This is a genomic window from Microbacterium sp. LBN7 (assembly GCF_045690345.1).
Classification (GTDB): Bacteria; Actinomycetota; Actinomycetes; order Actinomycetales; family Microbacteriaceae; genus Microbacterium.
Window position 1 is genome coordinate 661,405 of the sequence record NZ_CP147856.1, and the last position, 18,797, is coordinate 680,201.

The window sequence follows — 18,797 nt, forward strand, 5'->3', positions numbered from 1 at the left end:
TCTCGGTCATCCTGCTCCCCCCTCGCGATGACGCGAACCGCCGTCGGCGGGGTGTGCGCGCTCGCACCATCGTCCTTCACTCAGGGTCAAGCGCCCGAGGTGCCGCGCGAGCAGACTCGCTCTATCGACGATTCCCCTCGTCGTCGGTGCCGTGCGAGCACGGCGTCACCGAGCAAAGGAGCCGACGTGGCACCCTCGACCGAAACATCTCACGAGCACACCGCTCTCCGCCCCGGTGCCCTCGGCGTCGCCGGCATCGTCTTCCTCGTGCTCGCCGCGGTCGCACCGCTCACGGGCATCGTGGTCGTCGCGTCCCTGGCGATCGCCCTCGGCAACGGCGGCGGCACCCCGATGTCGTTCTTCCTGGTGGCGGCGATCCTGCTGCTCTTCGCCGTCGGCTACGCGCAGATGTCCAAGCAGCTCGTGAACGCCGGCGGCTTCTACGCGTTCGTCGTGAAGGGCCTCGGCCGCACCGGCGGTCTGATCGCCGGGCTCATCGCGACTCTCGGCTACAACTTCTTCGTCGTGGGCACGATCGGCACCAGCGGATTCTTCATGCAGACGATCATCCGCGACCTCACCGGTCTCGACGTGCACTGGCTCGTATGGGGCCTGCTCTCGATCGTGGTGTGCTTCGTCCTCGCCCGCATCGGCGTCGACTTCAGCTCGAAGGTGCTGGGCGTCTGCCTGGTGCTCGAGGTGCTGATACTCGTCGTGTTCGACGTGTCGGTGCTCGTGCAGACCGGGTACGACCTGGGTGCGTTCAGCCCGGAGGCGGTGTTCTCCGGCTCCCTGCCGATCGGACTCCTGCTCGCCGCGACCGGCTTCCTGGGGTTCGAGGCGACCGCGCTCTTCAGCGAAGAGGCGAATCAGCCGCTGCGCACCATCCCCCGCGCCACCTACACCTCGATCATCGCGATCGGCGTGATCCTGGGCGTCACGACCTGGGCCGTGGTCAGCGCGACCGGAGTGGCGCAGGCGCAGGCGACCGCGCTCGAGCACCTCCCGACGGGCGACCTGATCTTCTCCCTGTCGCAGCAGTACCTCGGGGGCACCCTCACCACGGTGATGATGGTGCTCCTGCTGGTGAGCCTGTTCGCCGCGATGCTCGCCTTCCACAACTCGGCGACCCGCTACCTGTACTCGCTGGGACGCTCGCGGATCCTGCCGCAGGCGCTCGCGCGCACCAGGGCCAACGGCGCCCCGCAGCTCGCCGGTATCGTGCAGGCCGCATTCGCCGGCATCATGGCGATCATCTTCGCGATCGCCGGCGCCGACCCGATCCTCACGCTCGTTCCCGCGATGCTCGGCTTCGGTACCCTCAGCGTGCTGATCCTGCAGGGACTCGCGGCGATCTCGATCGTCGTGTACTTCCGCCGCAACCGGGACCCGCGCTGGTGGAGCACGTTCATCGCACCCGGAATCGGATTCCTCGGCATCGCGGCGATCTCGGTCCTCGCCGTCGTGAACTTCAACATCGTCGCCGGCTCCGAGGAGCTCGCGATCCGGCTGATGCCGCTGCTGCTGGTCGTCGCGCTGATCGGCGGCATCGCGTACGGCGCCTACCTCAAGCGCGCGAAGCCCGCCGTCTACGACGGACTCGCCACCGACCTGGAGAAGTTCAGCGACCGCTGACGCTCTCCCCCGCCTCCCCCATCGACAGAGCAAGGACGACGCATGACGACCCTGAACCCCGCAGACACCTCCACCTGGCTGCCGCTCGAGGGCCTCGCCCCCGGCTTCGACGCCAACAAGGCGCCGCACACCACGGCGCTCAGCGGCCGTGAGATCGCGGTCGTCGACGCCCGCGGCACCCGCATCGTGCACCGCTTCGGCGACACCACGGTCTCCTGGCAGTATCACCCGGGCTCGGAGGATCCCACCGAAGCCGCAGCGGACACCGATGACTACGAGGCGTTCGAGGTCGATGACGATCTCTACTTCGTGCAGTTCCATCACCGCTACCTGCCGAACGAGGCCGTCTCGCTCGTGCTGGATCTCCGCGCCGGTCGTGCCCTCGCCGTGATCTCGATCATCCTCCCCGCCCCGGAGCAGGGCCGCACCCGCGTGCAGCACGTCTTCGCGCCGAGCGTGATCGAGGGCGCCGACGTGTCGGGCGCCGAGGCCGCACCGACGACGACCCTGATCGGGCGTCGGGTCGAGTGGGTCTACAGCGCCGAGCACGCCTACGAGCACGTGTACCTGTCGTCGCGGTGGTACTCGTGGCAGTGCCTGGCCGGGCCGGAGCGCGGCCTCGCCGACACCGACGAGAACACCGTGTGGGAGGTGCGTCCCGGCATCTACATCTTCGCGTGGCGCGAGAAGGTGATCCCCTGCGCCTCGGTGACGATCGCCGACCACCGCGACGTGAACGCGATCCGCTCGCACGGCGTGCTGTTCGGGCTCGACGAGACGGGCGAGGTGCCAACGCACTTCACGTTCGGTGCGCACGGACGGCTGCTGTCGACCACGCTCCACGCGCCCGAGCTCGAGCCGGCCGCCTTCGGAGAGGACTGAGATGGAGGCCGCCGCCGACCTGGTCGTCACCGGCTCCGTGATCCGAACCGCCGACCGGTCGAACCCGCTCGTCGAGGCCTTCGCGGTCCGCGACGGACGAGTGCTCGCGGTCGGTTCCCTCGCCGATGTCATACGGCTGCGAGGACAGGGAACGCGGATGCTGGACGTCGGGGACGCGGCGGTCTATCCCGGTTTCGTCGACGTGCACAACCATCACGCGCTGGCCGGCCGCACCGACCTGTTCGAGCTGTCGCTGCCGCCGTCGCTGACCCTCGATGAGATCCTCGCGCACGTGCGCGACAGGGCGGCCGCACTGCCCGCCGATGCCTGGATCGTCGGCGGCGCGGTGCCGACGACGCTGCTGCCTTCGCTGGCGAACACGTACTCGCGCCGGCGACTCGACGACGCATCCGGCGGACGGCCGGTGATGCTCATGGAGGACTCCCGGCACAACCGCTGGGTGAACACGCGTGCGCTCGAGCTCGCGGGCATCACCGCGACGAGCATCCCGTCGTCGGGCGTGACGATGCTCGACCCCGACGACGGCACCCCCACGGGCGTGCTGCTGGAGGCGGCGGGGATCCCGGTGCAGGAGGCCTTCGACGTCGGCGGCGGGCTCACACCGGAGCAGCATGTGGCCGCCTCGCGCCGCGGCGTCGAGCTGCTGAACTCCTTCGGTATCACGACCTTCCAAGACGCGGGTGTCTCGGTCGACATCCTCGGCGCCCTCGCGACCCTCGACCGCGCGGGAGCGCTGAACGCGTGGGTCGTGTCGTCGATGCTCATCAACGACGACATCTTCGGCGTCGCGCCGATCGGCACGCCCCTCATCGAACGAGGAGAGGAGTTCCGCACGACGCACCACCGCCCCGACTTCGTGAAGATCTTCCTCGACGGCGTGCCCCCGGCGCACACGGCCGCCTTCCTCGATCCGTATCCGGCCGACGCCGCACACGGCGCGCACTTCCACGGCGAGACGACGATGACGTTCGACGAGCTCGCCGGCTGGCTGCGCGTGGTCGCCGACAGAGGTCTCGGCGCGAAGGTCCACTGCACCGGCGACGGCTCCGCCCGGCTCGTGCTGGATGTCGCGGAGCGCCTGCGGGGCGAGGGCGTCACCACCCCGATCCAGATCGCGCACGGACAGTTCCTCGCCGACACCGACATCCCTCGGCTGCAGGCACTGGACGTGTCGGCCGACATCTCCCCGTTCATCTGGTTCCCCGGTGTCATCCCCCAGGCGCTCGCCGACGTGCTCGGCGAGCGCGCGGAGCACTCGCAGCCGAACCGCGCGCTGATCGACTCCGGCGCACTGGTTGCCGGCGGGTCGGACTGGCCGGTGAGCGAGTCCCCGAACACCCTGGAGGGACTGCAGGGCCTGGTGACGCGAGCCGATCCGCTCGGGCGCGCACCCGGCGTGCTCTGGCCGGAGCAGGCCATCTCCGCCGAGGAGGCGCTCGAGGTCTTCACGATCAACGCGGCGACGGCCATGGGCCTCGGTGCGGAGACCGGTTCCCTGACGCCCGGCAAGTCCGCGGACTTCGTCGTGCTGGCGCGCGACGCGATCGCCGGGCCGCCGGACGAGATCGTGCACACGCCTGTCATCTCGACGTGGTTCGCCGGCCGCGAGGTGCACGCCGCCTGACGCGAGGACCACCCGTACCGCCGAAACCCCCACCCGCGGTCATCGCGGGTGGGGGTTTCTCGTCGGCGTCGCGCGCGGCGTCTCAGTCCGCGAGCACGAACCCCGCCCCGCGCTCCCCGATCATCGCGGCGGGCGCATTGGTGTTGCCGGTCGGAACCGTGGGGATGACAGAGGCGTCGATCACCCGCAGACCGTCGACCCCGTGCACGCGCAGTCGAGGGTCGACCACGGCATCGGCATCCGTCCCCATCCGGCACGTGCCGACCTGGTGGTGGTAGGTGATGGCGGTGCGGCGCACCCAGTCCTCGACGTCGGAATCCGACACGTCGGGACCGGGATAGGCCTCCACCGCGCCCCACCGCTCGGCGAGGGCCGGCTGGGCACCGATGCGGCGGCACTGGCGCACGGATGCCGCGAGCGAGGCGACATCGCGGTCGTCGGCCAGCGCGGCCAGGTCGATGTCCGGTCGATCGCCCAGCCCGGGGCCGGTGAGTGTCAGCGCACCACGGCTGTACGGCGTCACGAGCCCGGCCATCAGGGTGAATCCGTCGTCCCCCTTCGGATCCAGCTCGCCCCACATCGGCACCGAGAAGTGGATGGGCTGCGTGTCGGGCTCCGCGAGGTCGTCGCGACTGCGCCAGAAGAGGTGAGTCTGCGTCACCGAGACGCCGGGCTGCGGCGGACCGACCGGGCGCGCCGTCGTCGTGAAGACGACCGGCGAGAGGAGGTGGTCGTGCAGGTTCTTCCCGACCCCCGGAGAGTCCTGCACGACCGGGATCCCCAGGGCCTCGAGCTCCGTCGCGGGTCCGATGCCCGATCGCAGCAGGATGATCGGCGAACCGATGGCGCCGGCCGAGAGGATGACCTCGTCGGCGAACACGTCCTCGGAGTCCGCGCCCTCCCCCAGCCGGACCCCCCGCGCCCGGCCGTCCTCGATGATCACCGAGTGGACTTCCCGTCCGGTGATGATCGTCAGCTTCTCAGCGACCGGTTGCGCGTACGTCGTCCAGGTGTTCACCCGGCGACCGTCGCGGATCGTGACCTGCTGCTGGGAGACCCCGTCGAGGACGCCGCCGTTGTAGTTCGGATTGTGCGGCAGCCCCTCCTCCACGGCGGCGGAGATGATCGACTCCTGGATCGGCGAGAGCGCATAGTCGTCGCTCACGTACAGGAGGTCGTGCTCGATCGCGTCGTACACGGGTTCGACCTCGGACCAGCCCCAGCCGGTCGCGCCGGCCGTCTCCCACCCGTCGTAGTCGGATGCCGCTCCGCGCACCCAGATCATGGCGTTGAGAGCGTGCGATCCTCCGGTCACCTTGCCCCGGGGCAGGTGCAGCCGACGCCCGGCCGCATGTTCCTGCGGCACGGTGAAGTAGTCCCAGTCCTCGGCCGAGTGCCACAGCTCTCCCGCGCGCGAGGGATCGTGGATGGCCGGATTCGTGTCGTACCCGCCCGCTTCGATGAGGGTCACCGCGACGCCGGCATCCGCCAGCCTCCGCGCGACGATGGCCCCCGAGGTGCCCGCTCCGACGACGATGGCAGAGCGCATGGGTCAGCCCTTCCGACCGGGGCCGGACACGACCTGGGTCACGGCGACCGACTTGAGGCCCTCGACACCGAACTCCAGACCGTAGCCCGAGCTCTTGACCCCGCCGAACGGCACCATCGGATGCAGACCGCCGTGCGAGTTGATCCACACGGTCCCGGCCTCCATCCGCGAGGCCGCAGCGCGCGCCGCCGCAGGGTCGCTCGACCAGACCGACGCTCCGAGACCCACGTCGACCGCGTTCGCCCAGGCGAAGGCCTCGTCGACGTCGGAGTACCGGATCACGGGGAGCGCCGGACCGAACTGCTCCTCCTGCACGAGGGCGGCGTCGTTGTCGATGTCGGCGACGATGGTCGGGCGGTAGAAGAGCTCCCCCAGCTCCGGCGCCGCGTCGCCACCGGTGACGATGCGGGCGCCGCGGCTCTTCGCGTCGTCGACCAGGCGGGTGACGATGTCGAACTGGGCGCGGTTCTGCAGCGGCCCGAGCACGTTGTCCTCGTCGAGGCCGTTGCCCATCGGCACGGATCCCGCGATCTCGGCGAGCGCACCGACGACGTCGTCGTAGACGGAGTCGTGCACATAGAGGCGCTTCATCGCCGCACACGTCTGGCCGGTGTTGATGAAGGCGCCCCAGAAGAGATCCTCGGCGATGGCGGCGGCATCCGTCCCCGGCAGGACGATGCCGGCGTCGTTGCCGCCGAGCTCGAGGGTGAGACGGGCGAGGTTCCCGGCGGAGCTCTCGATGATGCGTCGTCCGGTCGCGGTCGATCCGGTGAACATGATCTTGGCGATGTCGGGGTGGGAGGCGAGTCGCGCCCCCACCTCGCGGTCTCCGGAGACGCCGATCAGCACATCGGCCGGGAGCACCTCGTTCATCACGGCGAGCATCGCGAGCACGCTGAGGGGCGTGTACTCGCTCGGCTTCGCGACGACCGTGTTGCCCATCCGGAGCGAGGGCCCGATCTGCCAGATGGTGATCATGAGCGGCCAGTTCCACGGACCGATCGCGCCCACGACGCCGGCGGCCTTGTAGACGAGCTCGGCATGGAGTGTCTCGTCGTCGACCAGCACCTGCGGTTCGATGACGATGCTCGCGTTGGTGCGCAGCCAGGCCGAGCAGGCGCCCAGCTCGAAGCGGGCGTTCGGGCCGTTCAGGGGCTTGCCCTGCTCGCGCGAGAGCAGGTGGGCCAGCGCCTCGGCGTTCGCGTCGATCGCGTCGGCGGCCGCGAGCAGCAGCTCGCTGCGCCTCTCGTGGCCGAGCGCCTCCCAGGCGGGCTGCGCGGCCGCGGCACGCGCGACCGCGTCGTCGAGATCGGCGACAGCGTGCACCGGCGCGCGGCCGATGATCTCGCGGGTCGCCGCGTCGGGGATGTCGCGCCCCGCGCCCTCCGGCGCCTGGATGCGGTCGAGCAGCACGGCGGCTGCTGCGGCGGATTCGGACATCGGTGACTCTCCTTCGAGCGGGACGGGGCCGGCATCGGGGAGGCCGGTCGTCATCTCATTGTCGGATGCCGTCCGGCACGGCACTTGTCCGGGAGCGCGTCGTAGATGTCCGAGTGCGAAGGATGCCGCGGCTCAGCGCGTGCGCAGACCGTCGAGCGCTACGGTCAGCACGTCTCCGGCGAGCGCATCGGCGTCTTCGGCTCCGCCGGGCCGGTACCACTCGACGAGCGAGTTGACCATGCCGAAGAGCAGTCGCGTCGCGACCGAGGCGTCGACATCCGCTCGGACGGCACCGTCCCGCTGGGCGGCGCGGACGATGCGCGTGACCTCCTGGTCGAAGGCACGGCGTCGTTCGAGCGCCCGACGTTCCACGTCGCTGTTGCCGCGGACGCGCAGCAGCAGGGTCACCGACGGCAGGTGCGCGGCGAGCACACGGACCGCGCCCTGGAGCACGGCCGCCAGACGCTCGCTCGGCACGACCGTCCGAGTGTCGGCGAGCACGCCTTCGAGACCGTCCAGCGCTTCGCCGAGTGCCGTCTCGAGGATCTCCTCCTTCGAGGAGAAGTGGTGATAGAGAGCGGCTTTCGACAGTCCGAGCCGGGTGGCGAGGGCGGCGACCGAGGTGGCGTCGTAGCCGGATTCGTTGAAGACGGCGACAGCCGCGTCGAGCAGGCCGCGTCGGTCGTATCCCGGACGGCCGCGCCGGGCCGGTTCGGTCGCGCCGCTCTGACTCATCCCGTCAGTCTGGCAGGTTCGTCCGCCGTTCCCATGGCAGCTGCGGCGGATTCAGCGGCCGTCGACCCGCCACAGGTGCCACGGGAGCGCGGGGTCAGCTCGGCCCGAAGTCCTCGAAGATCAGCGTCGTCCGTGTCGAGCGGATCGACGGGATCGCCTGGATGTCCTCCAGCACGATGCGACGGAGATCCCGCGCATCGTTGGCCCGCACGAGCAGGATGACGTCGAAGTCGCCGCCGACCAGCGCCATGTGCTCGATCTCGGGAATCGCGCGCAGGCGGTCGCGCACGTCCTGCCAGGTCGCCTGCTCGATCGCCAGCGTGACGTACGCGCTCGCGTGGTGTCCCAGCAGCACCGGATCCGTGCGCACCGAGTAGCCGGTGATGACACCGGCATCCGTGAGCCGCTTGATGCGCGCGTGGGCACCGGCGCGCGAGATGTGCACGGCCTCCGCGATCGCCGTCATCGACGACCGGGCGTCCCGGCGGAGCTCTCCGAGGATCGCATGGTCGATGTCATCCAGCACGGTCATGGGAACCCCTTCGTTCGTCCATCGAATTCTGACACTTCGAACGTGGAATCGGCAATTTGCCATGCATCGTCCAGCTTTCATCGCAATCTCTTGGACGACTGAGTTCTGCGAGGCATGCTGGGCTCATCGAGTTCGGCAGTGGCGACGAACAGTTGGAGGCGACGGATGCAGCACACCGACATGCTCCCGCGTGACACCGCGGTGCAGCTGATCGACCAGAACGGCGCTCCCGTCGCCGACGAGCAGTACGCGCTCCCTGAGGCGGACGTGCTGCTGCGGGCCTACCGTGGCCTTGTCGAGGGACGACGGATCAATGATCAGGCCGGCGCCCTCGTGCGCCAGGGCCGTCTCGCCGTCTATCCGTCGTCTCATGGCCAGGAGGCCTGCCAGGTGGGCGCGTCCCTGGTTCTCGGCGACGCCGACTGGCTGTTCCCCACCTACCGTGACTCGGTCGCCGTCATCGCGCGCGGAGTCGAGCCCGCCGACGCACTGGTCCTCCTCAAGGGCGACTGGCACTCCGGCTACGACGTGCGCGCGCACCGGGTCGCACCGCAGGCGACCCCCCTCGCGACGCAGCTCCTGCACGCGGTCGGCTTCGCCCAGGCAGCGAAGCACCGCGGAGAGGACACGGTCGTCCTCGCCCTCTGCGGCGACGGCGCGACGAGCGAGGGCGACTTCCACGAGGCCATGAACTTCGCCGCCGTGTTCCACGTGCCCGTCGTCTTCTTCGTGCAGAACAACGAGTTCGCGATCTCCGTGCCCCTCTCCCGCCAGACCGCGGCCCCCTCTCTCGCCCACAAGGCGATCGGGTACGGGATGCCCGGGCAGCGGGTCGACGGCAACGACGTCGCCGCGGTCCTCGCCGTGCTCGGCGAGGCGGTCTCCCGTGCACGCGCCGGTGGCGGCCCTTCGCTGGTCGAGGCGCACACGTATCGGATGCAGGCGCACACGAACGCCGACGACGACACCCGCTACCGCGAGCGCGCCGAGGTGCAGGAGTGGGTCGCCCGCGATCCCCTGCTGCGCCTGCGGGCCCACCTGACGCAGACCGGCGCCCTCGATGCGGATGCCGAGGAGCGGTTCGCCGCGGGAGCCGAGGAGATCGCCGCCGCCATGCGGACGGCGCTGAACACGGATGCTGACCTCGACCCCGAGGACCTCTTCCGATTCGTGACCGAGAAGCGCTCGCCTCAGCTCGAGGAGCAGTGGCAGCTGCTGCGCGACGAGATCGACCGCTCGCAGCTGGAGACGGAGGGACAGCGATGACCATCGCCCACGACGACGTGCACACGGAGACCGCCGTGCCGCCCCGCGAGGTGACGACCATGAGCATGGCCGCCGCCCTCAACCGAGCTCTCGCCGACGCGATCGAGTCCGACCCCGAGGTGGTCGTCTTCGGCGAGGACGTCGGCGCTCTCGGCGGCGTCTTCCGCATCACCGACGGACTCACCGCGCGCTACGGCGAGGACCGGTGCTTCGACACGCCTCTCGCGGAGTCCGGCATCGTCGGCACCGCCGTCGGCATGGCCATGAACGGCATGCGTCCCGTGGTCGAGCTCCAGTTCGACGCGTTCGCCCTCCCCGCCTTCGAGCAGGTCGTGAGCCACGTCGCAAAGCTCGGCAACCGCACACGCGGAGGGATGCGGATGCCGCTGGTCATCCGCATCCCGTTCGGCGGAGGCATCGGCGGCGTGGAGCACCACTGCGATTCCTCGGAGGCGTACTACGCGCACACGCCGGGACTCACCGTCGTGAGTCCCGCCACCCCGCAGGACGCCTACTCCCTGCTGCGTGCGGCGATCGTCTCCCCCGACCCCGTGATCTTCCTCGAGCCGAAGAAGCTCTACTGGAGCAAGGGCGAGGTCGACACGTCGATCACGGCGGAGATCGGCACCGCGCGCATCGCCCGCGAGGGCACCGACGTGACCCTCCTCGCCTACGGCGCCTCTGTGGTGCTCGCTCTGGAGGCCGCCGAGGTCGCCGCCGCGGAGGGCCGGAGCGTGCAGGTCGTCGACGTGCGCTCGCTCTCGCCCTTCGACGACGCGACCGTGACGGCCGCCGTGAAGTCGACGGGGCGTGCCGTGGTCATCGCCGAGGCACCCGGCTATGCGTCGGTCGCCTCGGAGATCCAGGCCCGCGTCTTCGAGCGGTGCTTCGAGTTCCTCGAGGCGCCCGTGCGCCGGGTCACCGGCTTCGACGTGCCCTACGCCCCGCCGAAGCTCGAACACTGGTACCTGCCCGACGTCGACCGGGTTCTCGACGCGATCGACACGCTGCACTGGGACGAGGATGTATGAGCACCGAGCTGAAGAACGGCACCGCGCAGGTCTTCCGTCTCCCCGACCTCGGCGAGGGACTGACCGAGGCCGGACTCGTGCAGTGGCTCGTCTCGGTCGGCGACACGATCGTCACCGACCAGCCCATCGCCGAGGTCGAGACCGCGAAGAGCGTCGTCGAGCTGCCCTCGCCGTTCGCGGGTGTCGTGACCGCGCTGCACGGGGAGGCGGGTGACACGATCGACGTGGGAGCCCCGGTCCTCGAGGTCGCGGGAGCCCAGGAGAGTCAGAACGCTGCGGGCGCTGCCGTGGAGCAGGAGGCCTACCGCGAGGAGGAGCGCGCCGGATCCGGCAACGTGCTCATCGGCTACGGCACCACGGAGCGCGCCGGATCCGGTCGTCGTCGCCGCCCCGCCGCGGTGCGTGCGAAGACTCCCGCAGATCTCGGAGAGACCTCCGTCTCGCGGACCGTCCCCGCGGAATCCTCCGAGAAGCCGACGAGCGTCCGAGAAGCGGATGCCGCGCGGCGTCGGCCGGTCGCCGTACGCTCTCCGCTGGTACGACGCCTCGCGCGCGATCTCGGCCTCGACGTGCACACGATCGCCGCGACCGGACCCGACGGCGCCGTGACGCGCGCCGACGTGCTCCGGGCCGCGGTGGACAGCGCCGTGGACGGCGCGGCCGCGCACCATCGCGAGACGAGCAGCGCAGCGGCTGTCACCGGGGAGACCGTCGACGGACTCGCGGTCCGGACGCGGGAGCGGATGTCGCCGTTGCGCAAGGCCGTCAGCGCCAAGCTCAGCCGCAGCAGGGCGGAGATCCCGGAGGCGACGGTCTGGGTCGACGTCGACGCCACCGCCCTCTGGGACCTCCGCGCGCAGATGGCGCCCGAGGGCGGCAGGGCACCGTCGGTCACCGCCCTTCTCGCCCGCTTCGTGCTCCTCGCCCTCGAGGACTTCCCGATCCTCGCTTCGCGTCTCAGCGAGGACGCCGGCGAGCTGATCTCCTTCGACGGGGTGAACCTCGGCGTCGCCGCCGACACCGAGCGCGGGCTGATGGTCCCGGTGATCCCGGGCGCTCACAGCCTCACGGTCGAGCAGCTCGACGTGGCTCTGCGCGAACTCGCCACCTCGGCGAGGGCCGGATCGCTGCCGCCGGAGCGCCTCCGCGGGTCGACGTTCACCCTCAACAACTACGGCGGGCTCGGCGTCGACGGGTCTGCCGCGATCATCAACCATCCGGATGTCGCCATCCTCGGCATCGGCCGCATCATCGAGCGCCCCTGGGTCGTGGACGGCGAGATCGTGGTGCGGCGCATCGCCCAGCTGTCGCTCGTGTTCGACCACCGCGTCTGCGACGGCGGGTACGCGGCCGGCTTCCTCCGGCGCGTGACCGAGCTCATCGAGCATCCGCTGCGCGCCTTCGGGAGGGTCTGATGACGGAGGCGTTCCTCGTCGGCGGTGTCCGCACACCGGTCGGACGCTACGGCGGAGCCCTCGCCGGGGTGCGACCCGACGACCTCGCCGCTCTCGTCGTGCGCGAGGCGGTCGTCAGGGCCGGAATCCCGGATGCCGCGATCGACGAGGTCATCCTGGGAGCGGCCAACCAGGCGGGCGAGGACAACCGGAATGTCGCGCGCATGGCCGTGCTGCTCGCGGGACTCCCCGACAGCATCCCCGGCATCACCGTGAACCGGCTCTGCGCATCCGGGATGTCGGCGATCGCGATGGCCGCCCAGGCGATCCGTGCCGGCGACGCCGACCTCATCGTCGCGGGTGGTGTCGAATCCATGACCCGGGCGCCGTGGGTGCAGGCGAAACCCGAGCGCGCGTGGGCGAAGCCCGGTGAGGCGTTCGACTCCTCGATCGGCTGGCGCTTCACGAACCCCCGTCTCGCCGCGCGTGACAAGGCGACGTTCTCGATGCCCGAGACCGCCGAGGAGGTGGCGCGCCGCGACGGCATCACCCGTGCGGATGCCGACGCCTTCGCCCTCCGCAGTCAGCAGCGCGCCGTCGCCGCGATCGACGCCGGTCGCTTCGCCGCCGAGATCGTCGCCGTGCCCACGCGGTCCGGCGATGTCACGGTCGACGAGGGCCCGCGTCGCGACACCAGCCTGGATGCCCTGGCCGGGCTCCGACCGGTCGTCGCCGGAGGCGAGGTGGTCACCGCCGGGAACTCCAGCTCGCTCAACGACGGCTCCTCCGCGATCGTGGTCGCGAGCGCCGACGCCGTGCGACGCCATGGACTCGTGCCGCGTGCCCGCATCATCGCAGCGACCTCGGCGGCCCTCGCCCCCGAGATCATGGGCCTCGGACCGGTACCGGCCACCGAGAAGGCGCTCCAGCGCGCCGGACTCGAGATCTCCGACATCGGGGCCGTCGAGCTGAACGAGGCCTTCGCCACGCAGTCGCTCGCGTCGATGCGCCGACTCGGCCTGGACCCCGAGATCGTCAACCGGGACGGCGGCGCGATCGCCCTGGGGCACCCCCTCGGCTCGAGCGGATGCCGTCTCGTCGTGACCCTGCTCGGGCGCCTGGAGCGAGAAGGCGTCGAACGCGGCCTCGCCACGATGTGCGTCGGCGTGGGCCAGGGCTCCGCGATGATCGTGGAGCGCGTCTCATGACGCTGCAGGTCGAGGCGCGACCCGACCGCGTCATCGCCGTGCTGGATCGCCCGGAGAAGCGCAACGCGATCGACCAGGAGACCATCGACGCGCTGCACGACCTGTGCGCGTCGCTCGAGGAGCACCCGCGCACGCTCATCCTCACCGGCGCCGACGGCGTCTTCGCCGCGGGCGCCGACATCGCCCAGCTCCGCGAGCGCACGGCCGACGACGCCCGCCGCGGCATCAACGCGACCGCGTTCATCCGCATCAGGGAGCTGCCGATGCCGGTGATCGCCGCGATCGACGGCTATGCGCTGGGCGGCGGCGCCGAACTCGCCTACGCCGCCGACATCCGCATCGGCACGCCCGCGCTGCGGATCGGGAATCCGGAGACGGGGCTCGGGATCATGGCCGCGGCCGGCGCCACCTGGCGGCTGCCCGAGATCATCGGCGAGGCCAGGGCGAGCGAACTGCTCCTGACAGGTCGCACACTCGACGCCGAAGAGGCGCTCGCCTGGGGGCTCGTCTCGGCCTTGCACCCGGCCGAGGACCTGCTCAGCGCGGCGCACGCCCTCGCCGACCGGATCGCCGCGAACGACCCGCTCGCGACCCAGCACACCAAGAGGGCCCTGCGGACGCCGCGCGCCGAGCACCCCGCGATCGAGTTCGCGCTGCAGGCCGAGCTTTTCGAGTCCCCGGCGAAGCACCGTCGGATGACGGAGTTCCTCGAGAGGCGGGCACGTCGATGAGCGGGATCGACGCACCGGCACACGTCGGAGTCCTCGGCGGAGGGCGCATGGGCGCCGGGATCGCCCATGCCTTCCTGCTCGCCGGATCCCGCGTGAGCGTGGTGGAGCGCGACAGCGCCAGTGCCGACGCCGCCGCCGAGCGCGTGCACGACAGCATCCGGCGCTCGGTCGACCGCGACCCGCTGCTCGACGGATCCGCTCTCCGCGCCCGCCTCGACTGCGGCACCGAGATCGCCGAGTTCTCGGCGTGCGCGCTGGTCGTGGAAGCCGTTCCGGAGGACCGGGCGCTCAAGGAGGAGGCGCTGAGCCGCGCCGAGGGGGCGATGCACGACGGCGCGATCCTCGCCTCGAACACCTCCTCGATCTCGATCGACGACCTCGCCACGAACCGCGCCCGTCCCGAGACCTTCCTCGGGCTGCACTTCTTCAATCCGGTGCCGGCCTCCGCCCTCGTCGAGATCGTCCGCGGCTCGGCCACGCGGTCCGACGTCGTCGAGACCGCTCGCACCTGGGTGCAGACGCTCGGCAAGTCGCCGATCGTGGTGCGCGACTCCCCCGGCTTCGCCTCCTCACGGCTCGGCGTGATGCTCGGTCTCGAGGCGATCCGGATGCTGGAGGAGGGCGTCGCGAGCGCCGCCGACATCGACGCGGCGATGACCCTCGGCTACCGGCATCCGACCGGCCCCCTGCGCACGACTGACATCGTCGGACTCGACGTGCGACTCGGGATCGCCGAGGAGCTGGCCGCGACGCTGGGCCCGCGCTTCGAACCGCCCGCGCTGCTGCGCGCGATGGTCGCCGACGGAAAGCTGGGCCGCAAGAGCGGCGAGGGCTTCTACAGATGGAACGAGGAGACGCGATGACCGACCACCTTCCGAGCTACGTCGAGGGATCCTGGTGGACGCCCCTCCGACAGGCTCAGGGACCCGTCGCCGGGACCGACGTGCGCGATGCGTCGACGGGCGAGATCGTGACCCGCGTGAGCACCGAGGGACTGGATCTCGCGGCGGCTCTCGAGCACGCCCGCACGGTCGGCCAGGCGAGCCTGGGCGCTCTCACGTTCCACCAGCGCGCCGTGCTGCTGAAGCAGTTCGCGCTCGCGCTGACCGAGCGCAAGGACGAGCTGTACGCGCTGTCCGCTCGCACGGGTGCCACCCGGACGGACTCCTGGGTCGACATCGACGGCGGGATCGGGGTCCTGTTCTCCTACTCGGGCAAGGGTCGCCGCGAGCTGCCGAACAGCACCGTGCACGTCGACGGCCCGGTCGAGCCGCTCTCGAAGGACGGCTCGTTCCTCGGTCGCCACGTCTACACGACCCTGCCGGGCGTCGCGGTGCAGATCAACGCCTTCAACTTCCCGGTGTGGGGGTCGCTCGAGAAGCTCGCCCCGGCCTTCCTCGCCGGCATGCCGACGCTGGTGAAGCCGGCGACGCCGACCGGGTACCTGGCCGAGGCGATGGTGCGGATCCTCGTCGAGTCCGGACTCCTGCCCGCGGGCTCGTTGCAGCTCGTCAGCGGCAGCGTCCCGACCCTGTTCGATCACCTGCGCCTCGGCGACATCGTCGGATTCACCGGCAGCGCATCGACGGCGGAGAGCCTCAAATCGCACCCGGCCGTGCAGACGGGCGGTGTGCGATTCACCGCCGAGACCGACTCGATCAACGCCTCGGTGCTCGGCACGGACGCCGTGGCCGGCACTCCGGAGTTCGACGCCTACGTGCGCCAGCTCGTGACGGAGATGACGACCAAGGCCGGTCAGAAGTGCACGGCGATCCGCCGGGCGATCGTGCCGACGGAGACAGCGGATGCCGTGATCGCGGCGGTCCAGGCTCGGATCGCCGAGAAGACGGTGCTGGGTGACCCGCGAGCCGACGGCGTCACGATGGGCCCGCTCGCCTCCCTCGCCCAGCGTGACGAGGTTCTGCGCCAGGTGAAGGTGCTGCAGGACGCCGGCGGGCGGCTCGTCATCGGATCGACCGAGACTCCCGAGGTGCGTCTCGCCGACGGGACCACCGGTGCGGCGGCGGACGGCGCTTTCGTCTCCCCCGTCCTGCTGCGCTTCGACGATCCCGGGACCGATGCCGTGCACAGCGTGGAGGCCTTCGGCCCGGTGGCGTCGCTCCTGACCTACGACACGACGGCCGAGGCCGCGGCGCTCGTCGGACGGGGCGGCGGCTCGCTGGTCACCAGCATCGCGACGCACGATCCCGTGCAGGCCGTCGACCTCGCCACGCGCATCGCCCCCTTCAACGGGCGCATGCTGCTGCTCGACCGCGATGACGCCCGATCGTCGACCGGTCACGGCTCGCCGCTCCCCAATCTCGTGCACGGTGGCCCGGGGCGGGCGGGCGGCGGCGAGGAGCTCGGCGGCATCCGCGCCGTCCTGCATCACATGCAGCGGACGGCCGTGCAGGGCTCGCCGCAGATGCTCACCGCGCTCACCGGCATCTGGCACGCCGGCGCCACGGCCCGCAGCGAGGGCCGGCATCCGTTCCGCAAATCGCTGGCCGAGCTGCGCATCGGCGATCAGGTCGTCTCGGCGTCTCGCGAGGTGACGCTGGCCGACATCGAGACCTTCGCGCGGTTCACGGGCGACACGTTCTACGCGCACATGGACGAGGATGCCGCGGCCGCCAACCCGTTCTTCCCCGGACGCGTCGCCCATGGGTATCTGCTCGTCTCCTGGGCGGCCGGGCTCTTCGTCGACCCCGAGCCCGGTCCCGTGCTCGCGAACTACGGGCTGGAGAACCTGCGGTTCCTGACCCCGGTGTCTCCGGGCGACGAGATCCGGGTCGAGCTCACCGCGAAGCAGATCACTCCCCGCGAGACCGACGAGTACGGCGAGGTGCGCTGGGACGCCGTCATCCGCAACCAGGCCGACGAGACGGTGGCCACCTACGACGTGCTCACGCTCGTCAGCAAGGAGCCCGCTCCGGCGGCGGTCCCGGTATGAGGCCGATGATGCAGCGCGACCGGGCGTCTGCCGCGCTGGGCATGAGCGTGGACCGCGACGAACCCGGTGCCGCGGTCGTGTCGATGGTCGTGCGCGACGACATGCTGAACGGGTTCGCGATCACGCACGGCGGCCTCGTCTTCGCGCTCGCCGACACCGCGTTCGCCCTCGCGTGCAACGAGGACGAACGCGTGACCGTGGCGGCGGGTGCCGACATCACGTTCCTGAAGTCGACGCACGCCGGACAGACGCTGACCGCGACGGCGGTGCGCCGCGTCGTCAGCGGACGCACCGGCCTCTACGACGTCACGGTCACCGACGACACGGGCGACGTGGTCGCGGAGTTCCGCGGCCGCTCGGTCACGACGAGCCGCCGGATCGACTGAGCGTCCGTCACCCGAAGACGGGCTCGCGACGCGTCGTCGCGTCCTCCACGGTGATCCCGATGATGAGCGATCCGGCGTCGACGACGTCGCGGTCGGCGTGGAATCGGAACAGGCGCCCGTCCCGCGTGGCGACGTCGTACCAGTCGTCGCCCGACGAGGCGACGGTGACGGTGGTGCCACCGGGGTAGGCGGCGATCGCCTCGGCGACCGTGTCGCCCACCCGCACGTCGCCCCGGGCCGGGAGAACCGCCCCCGACTGCGCGGCCTCGTCGAAGGTGCGGTCGTTGCCGACCGTGATCGACGTCACGACCGTGCCGCCCTCGTCCGGCTGGATCAGCATCGACGCGCTCGCGTCCTGGTTGACGACCCGCCACGGCCCCTGCTCGAAGGCGGGCTCGAGCGCCTGCGCCCCCGCCGCGGCCTTCACGGCGTCGTCGATCGGGTCCCCGAGACGGACGGGACCGACACCACCGACCGAGACCGCCCACTCGCTCCAGGGCGCGGAGGCATCGGAGGCGGGTTCCTCCTCCTCCGTCGGCGGGTTCGCCGTGAGCTCGTCGATCAACGCCGCGTGGGCGTCTTCCGCGCGCCACAGGAGCAGCTCGGCGATGGCCTCCCCGTCGATCACCGTGTCGCCGACGACGGGCTGCCAGATCTGCACGAGAACGTTGCCGACGGAGGCGACGGCGGAGAACGTGCGGGCTCCGCCCTCGATCTCGGGGAAGGTCAGGACGCCGGCGAACGCCTGCGCGTTCTCCGAGGCGTCCGGGAGCACGGCGTCGAAGCTCGCCTCGCCGTTGTAGTCGAAGGTGCCGCACTGCTCCGCCGCGGAGCGGAGCTGGTCCATGCGCTTCGCCGCGTGGTCCTCATCGGCGAACTGCAGGACGGACAGGCTGCCGGCACCCCGCTGCGCGTCGTCCGGCACCTTCCACGAGACGGTGCGCGACCCCACGGTCCACAACGATTGCTCGGCGAACAGCGCCGCGCAGATCGCGGGTTCCGGGCTCGGGCCGCCCCCGTCGGAGATCTGCTGCAGGACCGACGACGACGCACCCACCTCGGTGCTTCCGGGCAGGAGCTCCGTGATCTCGTCGGGCGTGAGCAGCAGCATGTCGAGCTCGTCGCCCACGAAGACCGCCGGACCCGTGTACGGAGAGGCACCGGGCCCCTCCGTACCTGTGGGCTCCGGGCCCGTTCCCGGTTCCGGCGCGCACGCCGCGAGCAGAAGCAGAGAACCGGCGGCGATGACCCCGACCGCCGTCGTCGTGAGTGAGCGTGAGCGCGACATATGACCCTCCGATGCAGAACCAAGCGTCGTCCGTCGACGCCCCCTGCGGCGAGCGTAGAGCCTGCGCGCGACGCGGCGGAGAATGACGACCCATGTCGAGATCAGAATGATAAGAAACGCAT

General features: G+C 70.9%; 16 protein-coding genes. 11 read left to right on the plus strand and 5 right to left on the minus strand.

The genetic code is table 11. From position 1 onward, the window contains the following. Positions 1-186: 186 nt before the first annotated feature. From LBN7_RS03215 to LBN7_RS03225, 3 genes are read left to right on the plus strand one after another with little or no spacing between them, the layout of a single operon-like run. The gene (locus tag LBN7_RS03215) at positions 187-1,635 is read left to right on the plus strand and encodes an APC family permease (protein WP_407360926.1); all 1,449 of its coding nucleotides are present in this window, start codon (positions 187-189) and stop codon (positions 1,633-1,635) included. 42 nt (positions 1,636-1,677) lie between these two features. Beyond that, positions 1,678-2,517, plus strand: a complete 840-nt coding sequence (locus tag LBN7_RS03220; protein ID WP_341945957.1) for a molybdenum cofactor biosynthesis F family protein — start codon at positions 1,678-1,680, stop codon at positions 2,515-2,517. 1 nt (position 2,518) lies between these two features. After that, entirely contained in the window at positions 2,519-4,162 is a 1,644-nt protein-coding gene (locus tag LBN7_RS03225; RefSeq protein WP_341945958.1) for an amidohydrolase, read from the plus strand. Positions 4,163-4,244: 82 nt separating this feature from the next. Here LBN7_RS03225 and LBN7_RS03230 read toward each other — a convergent pair whose 3' ends face one another. The 4 genes from LBN7_RS03230 to LBN7_RS03245 form a co-directional block, all read right to left on the minus strand. Then, positions 4,245-5,711, minus strand: a complete 1,467-nt coding sequence (locus LBN7_RS03230; protein WP_407360927.1) for a GMC family oxidoreductase — start codon at positions 5,709-5,711, stop codon at positions 4,245-4,247. 3 nt (positions 5,712-5,714) lie between these two features. Next, entirely contained in the window at positions 5,715-7,151 is a 1,437-nt protein-coding gene (locus LBN7_RS03235) for an aldehyde dehydrogenase family protein (protein WP_341945960.1), read from the minus strand. A 132-nt stretch (positions 7,152-7,283) separates the two neighbouring features. Next, positions 7,284-7,886, minus strand: a complete 603-nt coding sequence (locus LBN7_RS03240; protein ID WP_407360928.1) for a TetR/AcrR family transcriptional regulator — start codon at positions 7,884-7,886, stop codon at positions 7,284-7,286. Positions 7,887-7,980: 94 nt separating this feature from the next. After that, the gene (locus tag LBN7_RS03245; protein WP_207769925.1) at positions 7,981-8,418 is read right to left on the minus strand and encodes an Lrp/AsnC family transcriptional regulator; all 438 of its coding nucleotides are present in this window, start codon (positions 8,416-8,418) and stop codon (positions 7,981-7,983) included. A 165-nt stretch (positions 8,419-8,583) separates the two neighbouring features. Between LBN7_RS03245 and LBN7_RS03250 the strand changes: the two genes are divergently transcribed. Genes LBN7_RS03250 through paaI form a run of 8 tightly spaced genes read left to right on the plus strand, consistent with a single transcriptional unit; the run spans position 8,584 to position 17,387 of the window. Beyond that, a complete protein-coding gene (locus LBN7_RS03250; protein ID WP_116634700.1) occupies positions 8,584-9,684 on the plus strand; it encodes a thiamine pyrophosphate-dependent enzyme in 1,101 nt (366 codons plus the stop codon). Next, complete coding sequence (locus LBN7_RS03255; protein WP_407360929.1) at positions 9,681-10,715, plus strand: alpha-ketoacid dehydrogenase subunit beta; 1,035 nt, start codon at positions 9,681-9,683, stop codon at positions 10,713-10,715. The genes LBN7_RS03250 and LBN7_RS03255 overlap by 4 nt, the downstream gene beginning before the upstream one ends. Continuing rightward, positions 10,712-12,130 (plus strand): dihydrolipoamide acetyltransferase family protein, encoded by a 1,419-nt coding sequence (locus LBN7_RS03260; protein WP_407360930.1) that lies wholly within the window; start codon positions 10,712-10,714, stop codon positions 12,128-12,130. The genes LBN7_RS03255 and LBN7_RS03260 overlap by 4 nt, the downstream gene beginning before the upstream one ends. Beyond that, positions 12,130-13,317, plus strand: a complete 1,188-nt coding sequence (locus tag LBN7_RS03265) for a thiolase family protein (RefSeq protein WP_407360931.1) — start codon at positions 12,130-12,132, stop codon at positions 13,315-13,317. Before LBN7_RS03260 ends, LBN7_RS03265 begins: the two co-directional genes overlap by 1 nt. Further along, positions 13,314-14,048 carry an enoyl-CoA hydratase/isomerase family protein gene (locus tag LBN7_RS03270; RefSeq protein ID WP_116634697.1) on the plus strand — a complete coding sequence of 245 codons (735 nt, stop codon included), beginning with the start codon at positions 13,314-13,316 and terminating at the stop codon, positions 14,046-14,048. The genes LBN7_RS03265 and LBN7_RS03270 overlap by 4 nt, the downstream gene beginning before the upstream one ends. After that, a complete protein-coding gene (locus tag LBN7_RS03275; protein ID WP_407360932.1) occupies positions 14,045-14,911 on the plus strand; it encodes a 3-hydroxyacyl-CoA dehydrogenase family protein in 867 nt (288 codons plus the stop codon). The genes LBN7_RS03270 and LBN7_RS03275 overlap by 4 nt, the downstream gene beginning before the upstream one ends. After that, positions 14,908-17,001, plus strand: coding sequence for a phenylacetic acid degradation bifunctional protein PaaZ (gene paaZ / locus LBN7_RS03280; RefSeq protein WP_407360933.1), 2,094 nt, complete (start codon positions 14,908-14,910; stop codon positions 16,999-17,001). The genes LBN7_RS03275 and paaZ overlap by 4 nt, the downstream gene beginning before the upstream one ends. Then, positions 16,998-17,387, plus strand: a complete 390-nt coding sequence (paaI, locus tag LBN7_RS03285) for a hydroxyphenylacetyl-CoA thioesterase PaaI (RefSeq protein WP_116634694.1) — start codon at positions 16,998-17,000, stop codon at positions 17,385-17,387. The genes paaZ and paaI overlap by 4 nt, the downstream gene beginning before the upstream one ends. 7 nt (positions 17,388-17,394) lie before the next feature. On the opposite strand, the gene LBN7_RS03290 is transcribed toward paaI, so the two are convergent. After that, positions 17,395-18,675 carry a hypothetical protein gene (locus LBN7_RS03290; protein ID WP_407360934.1) on the minus strand — a complete coding sequence of 427 codons (1,281 nt, stop codon included), beginning with the start codon at positions 18,673-18,675 and terminating at the stop codon, positions 17,395-17,397. Positions 18,676-18,797 lie beyond the last annotated feature (122 nt).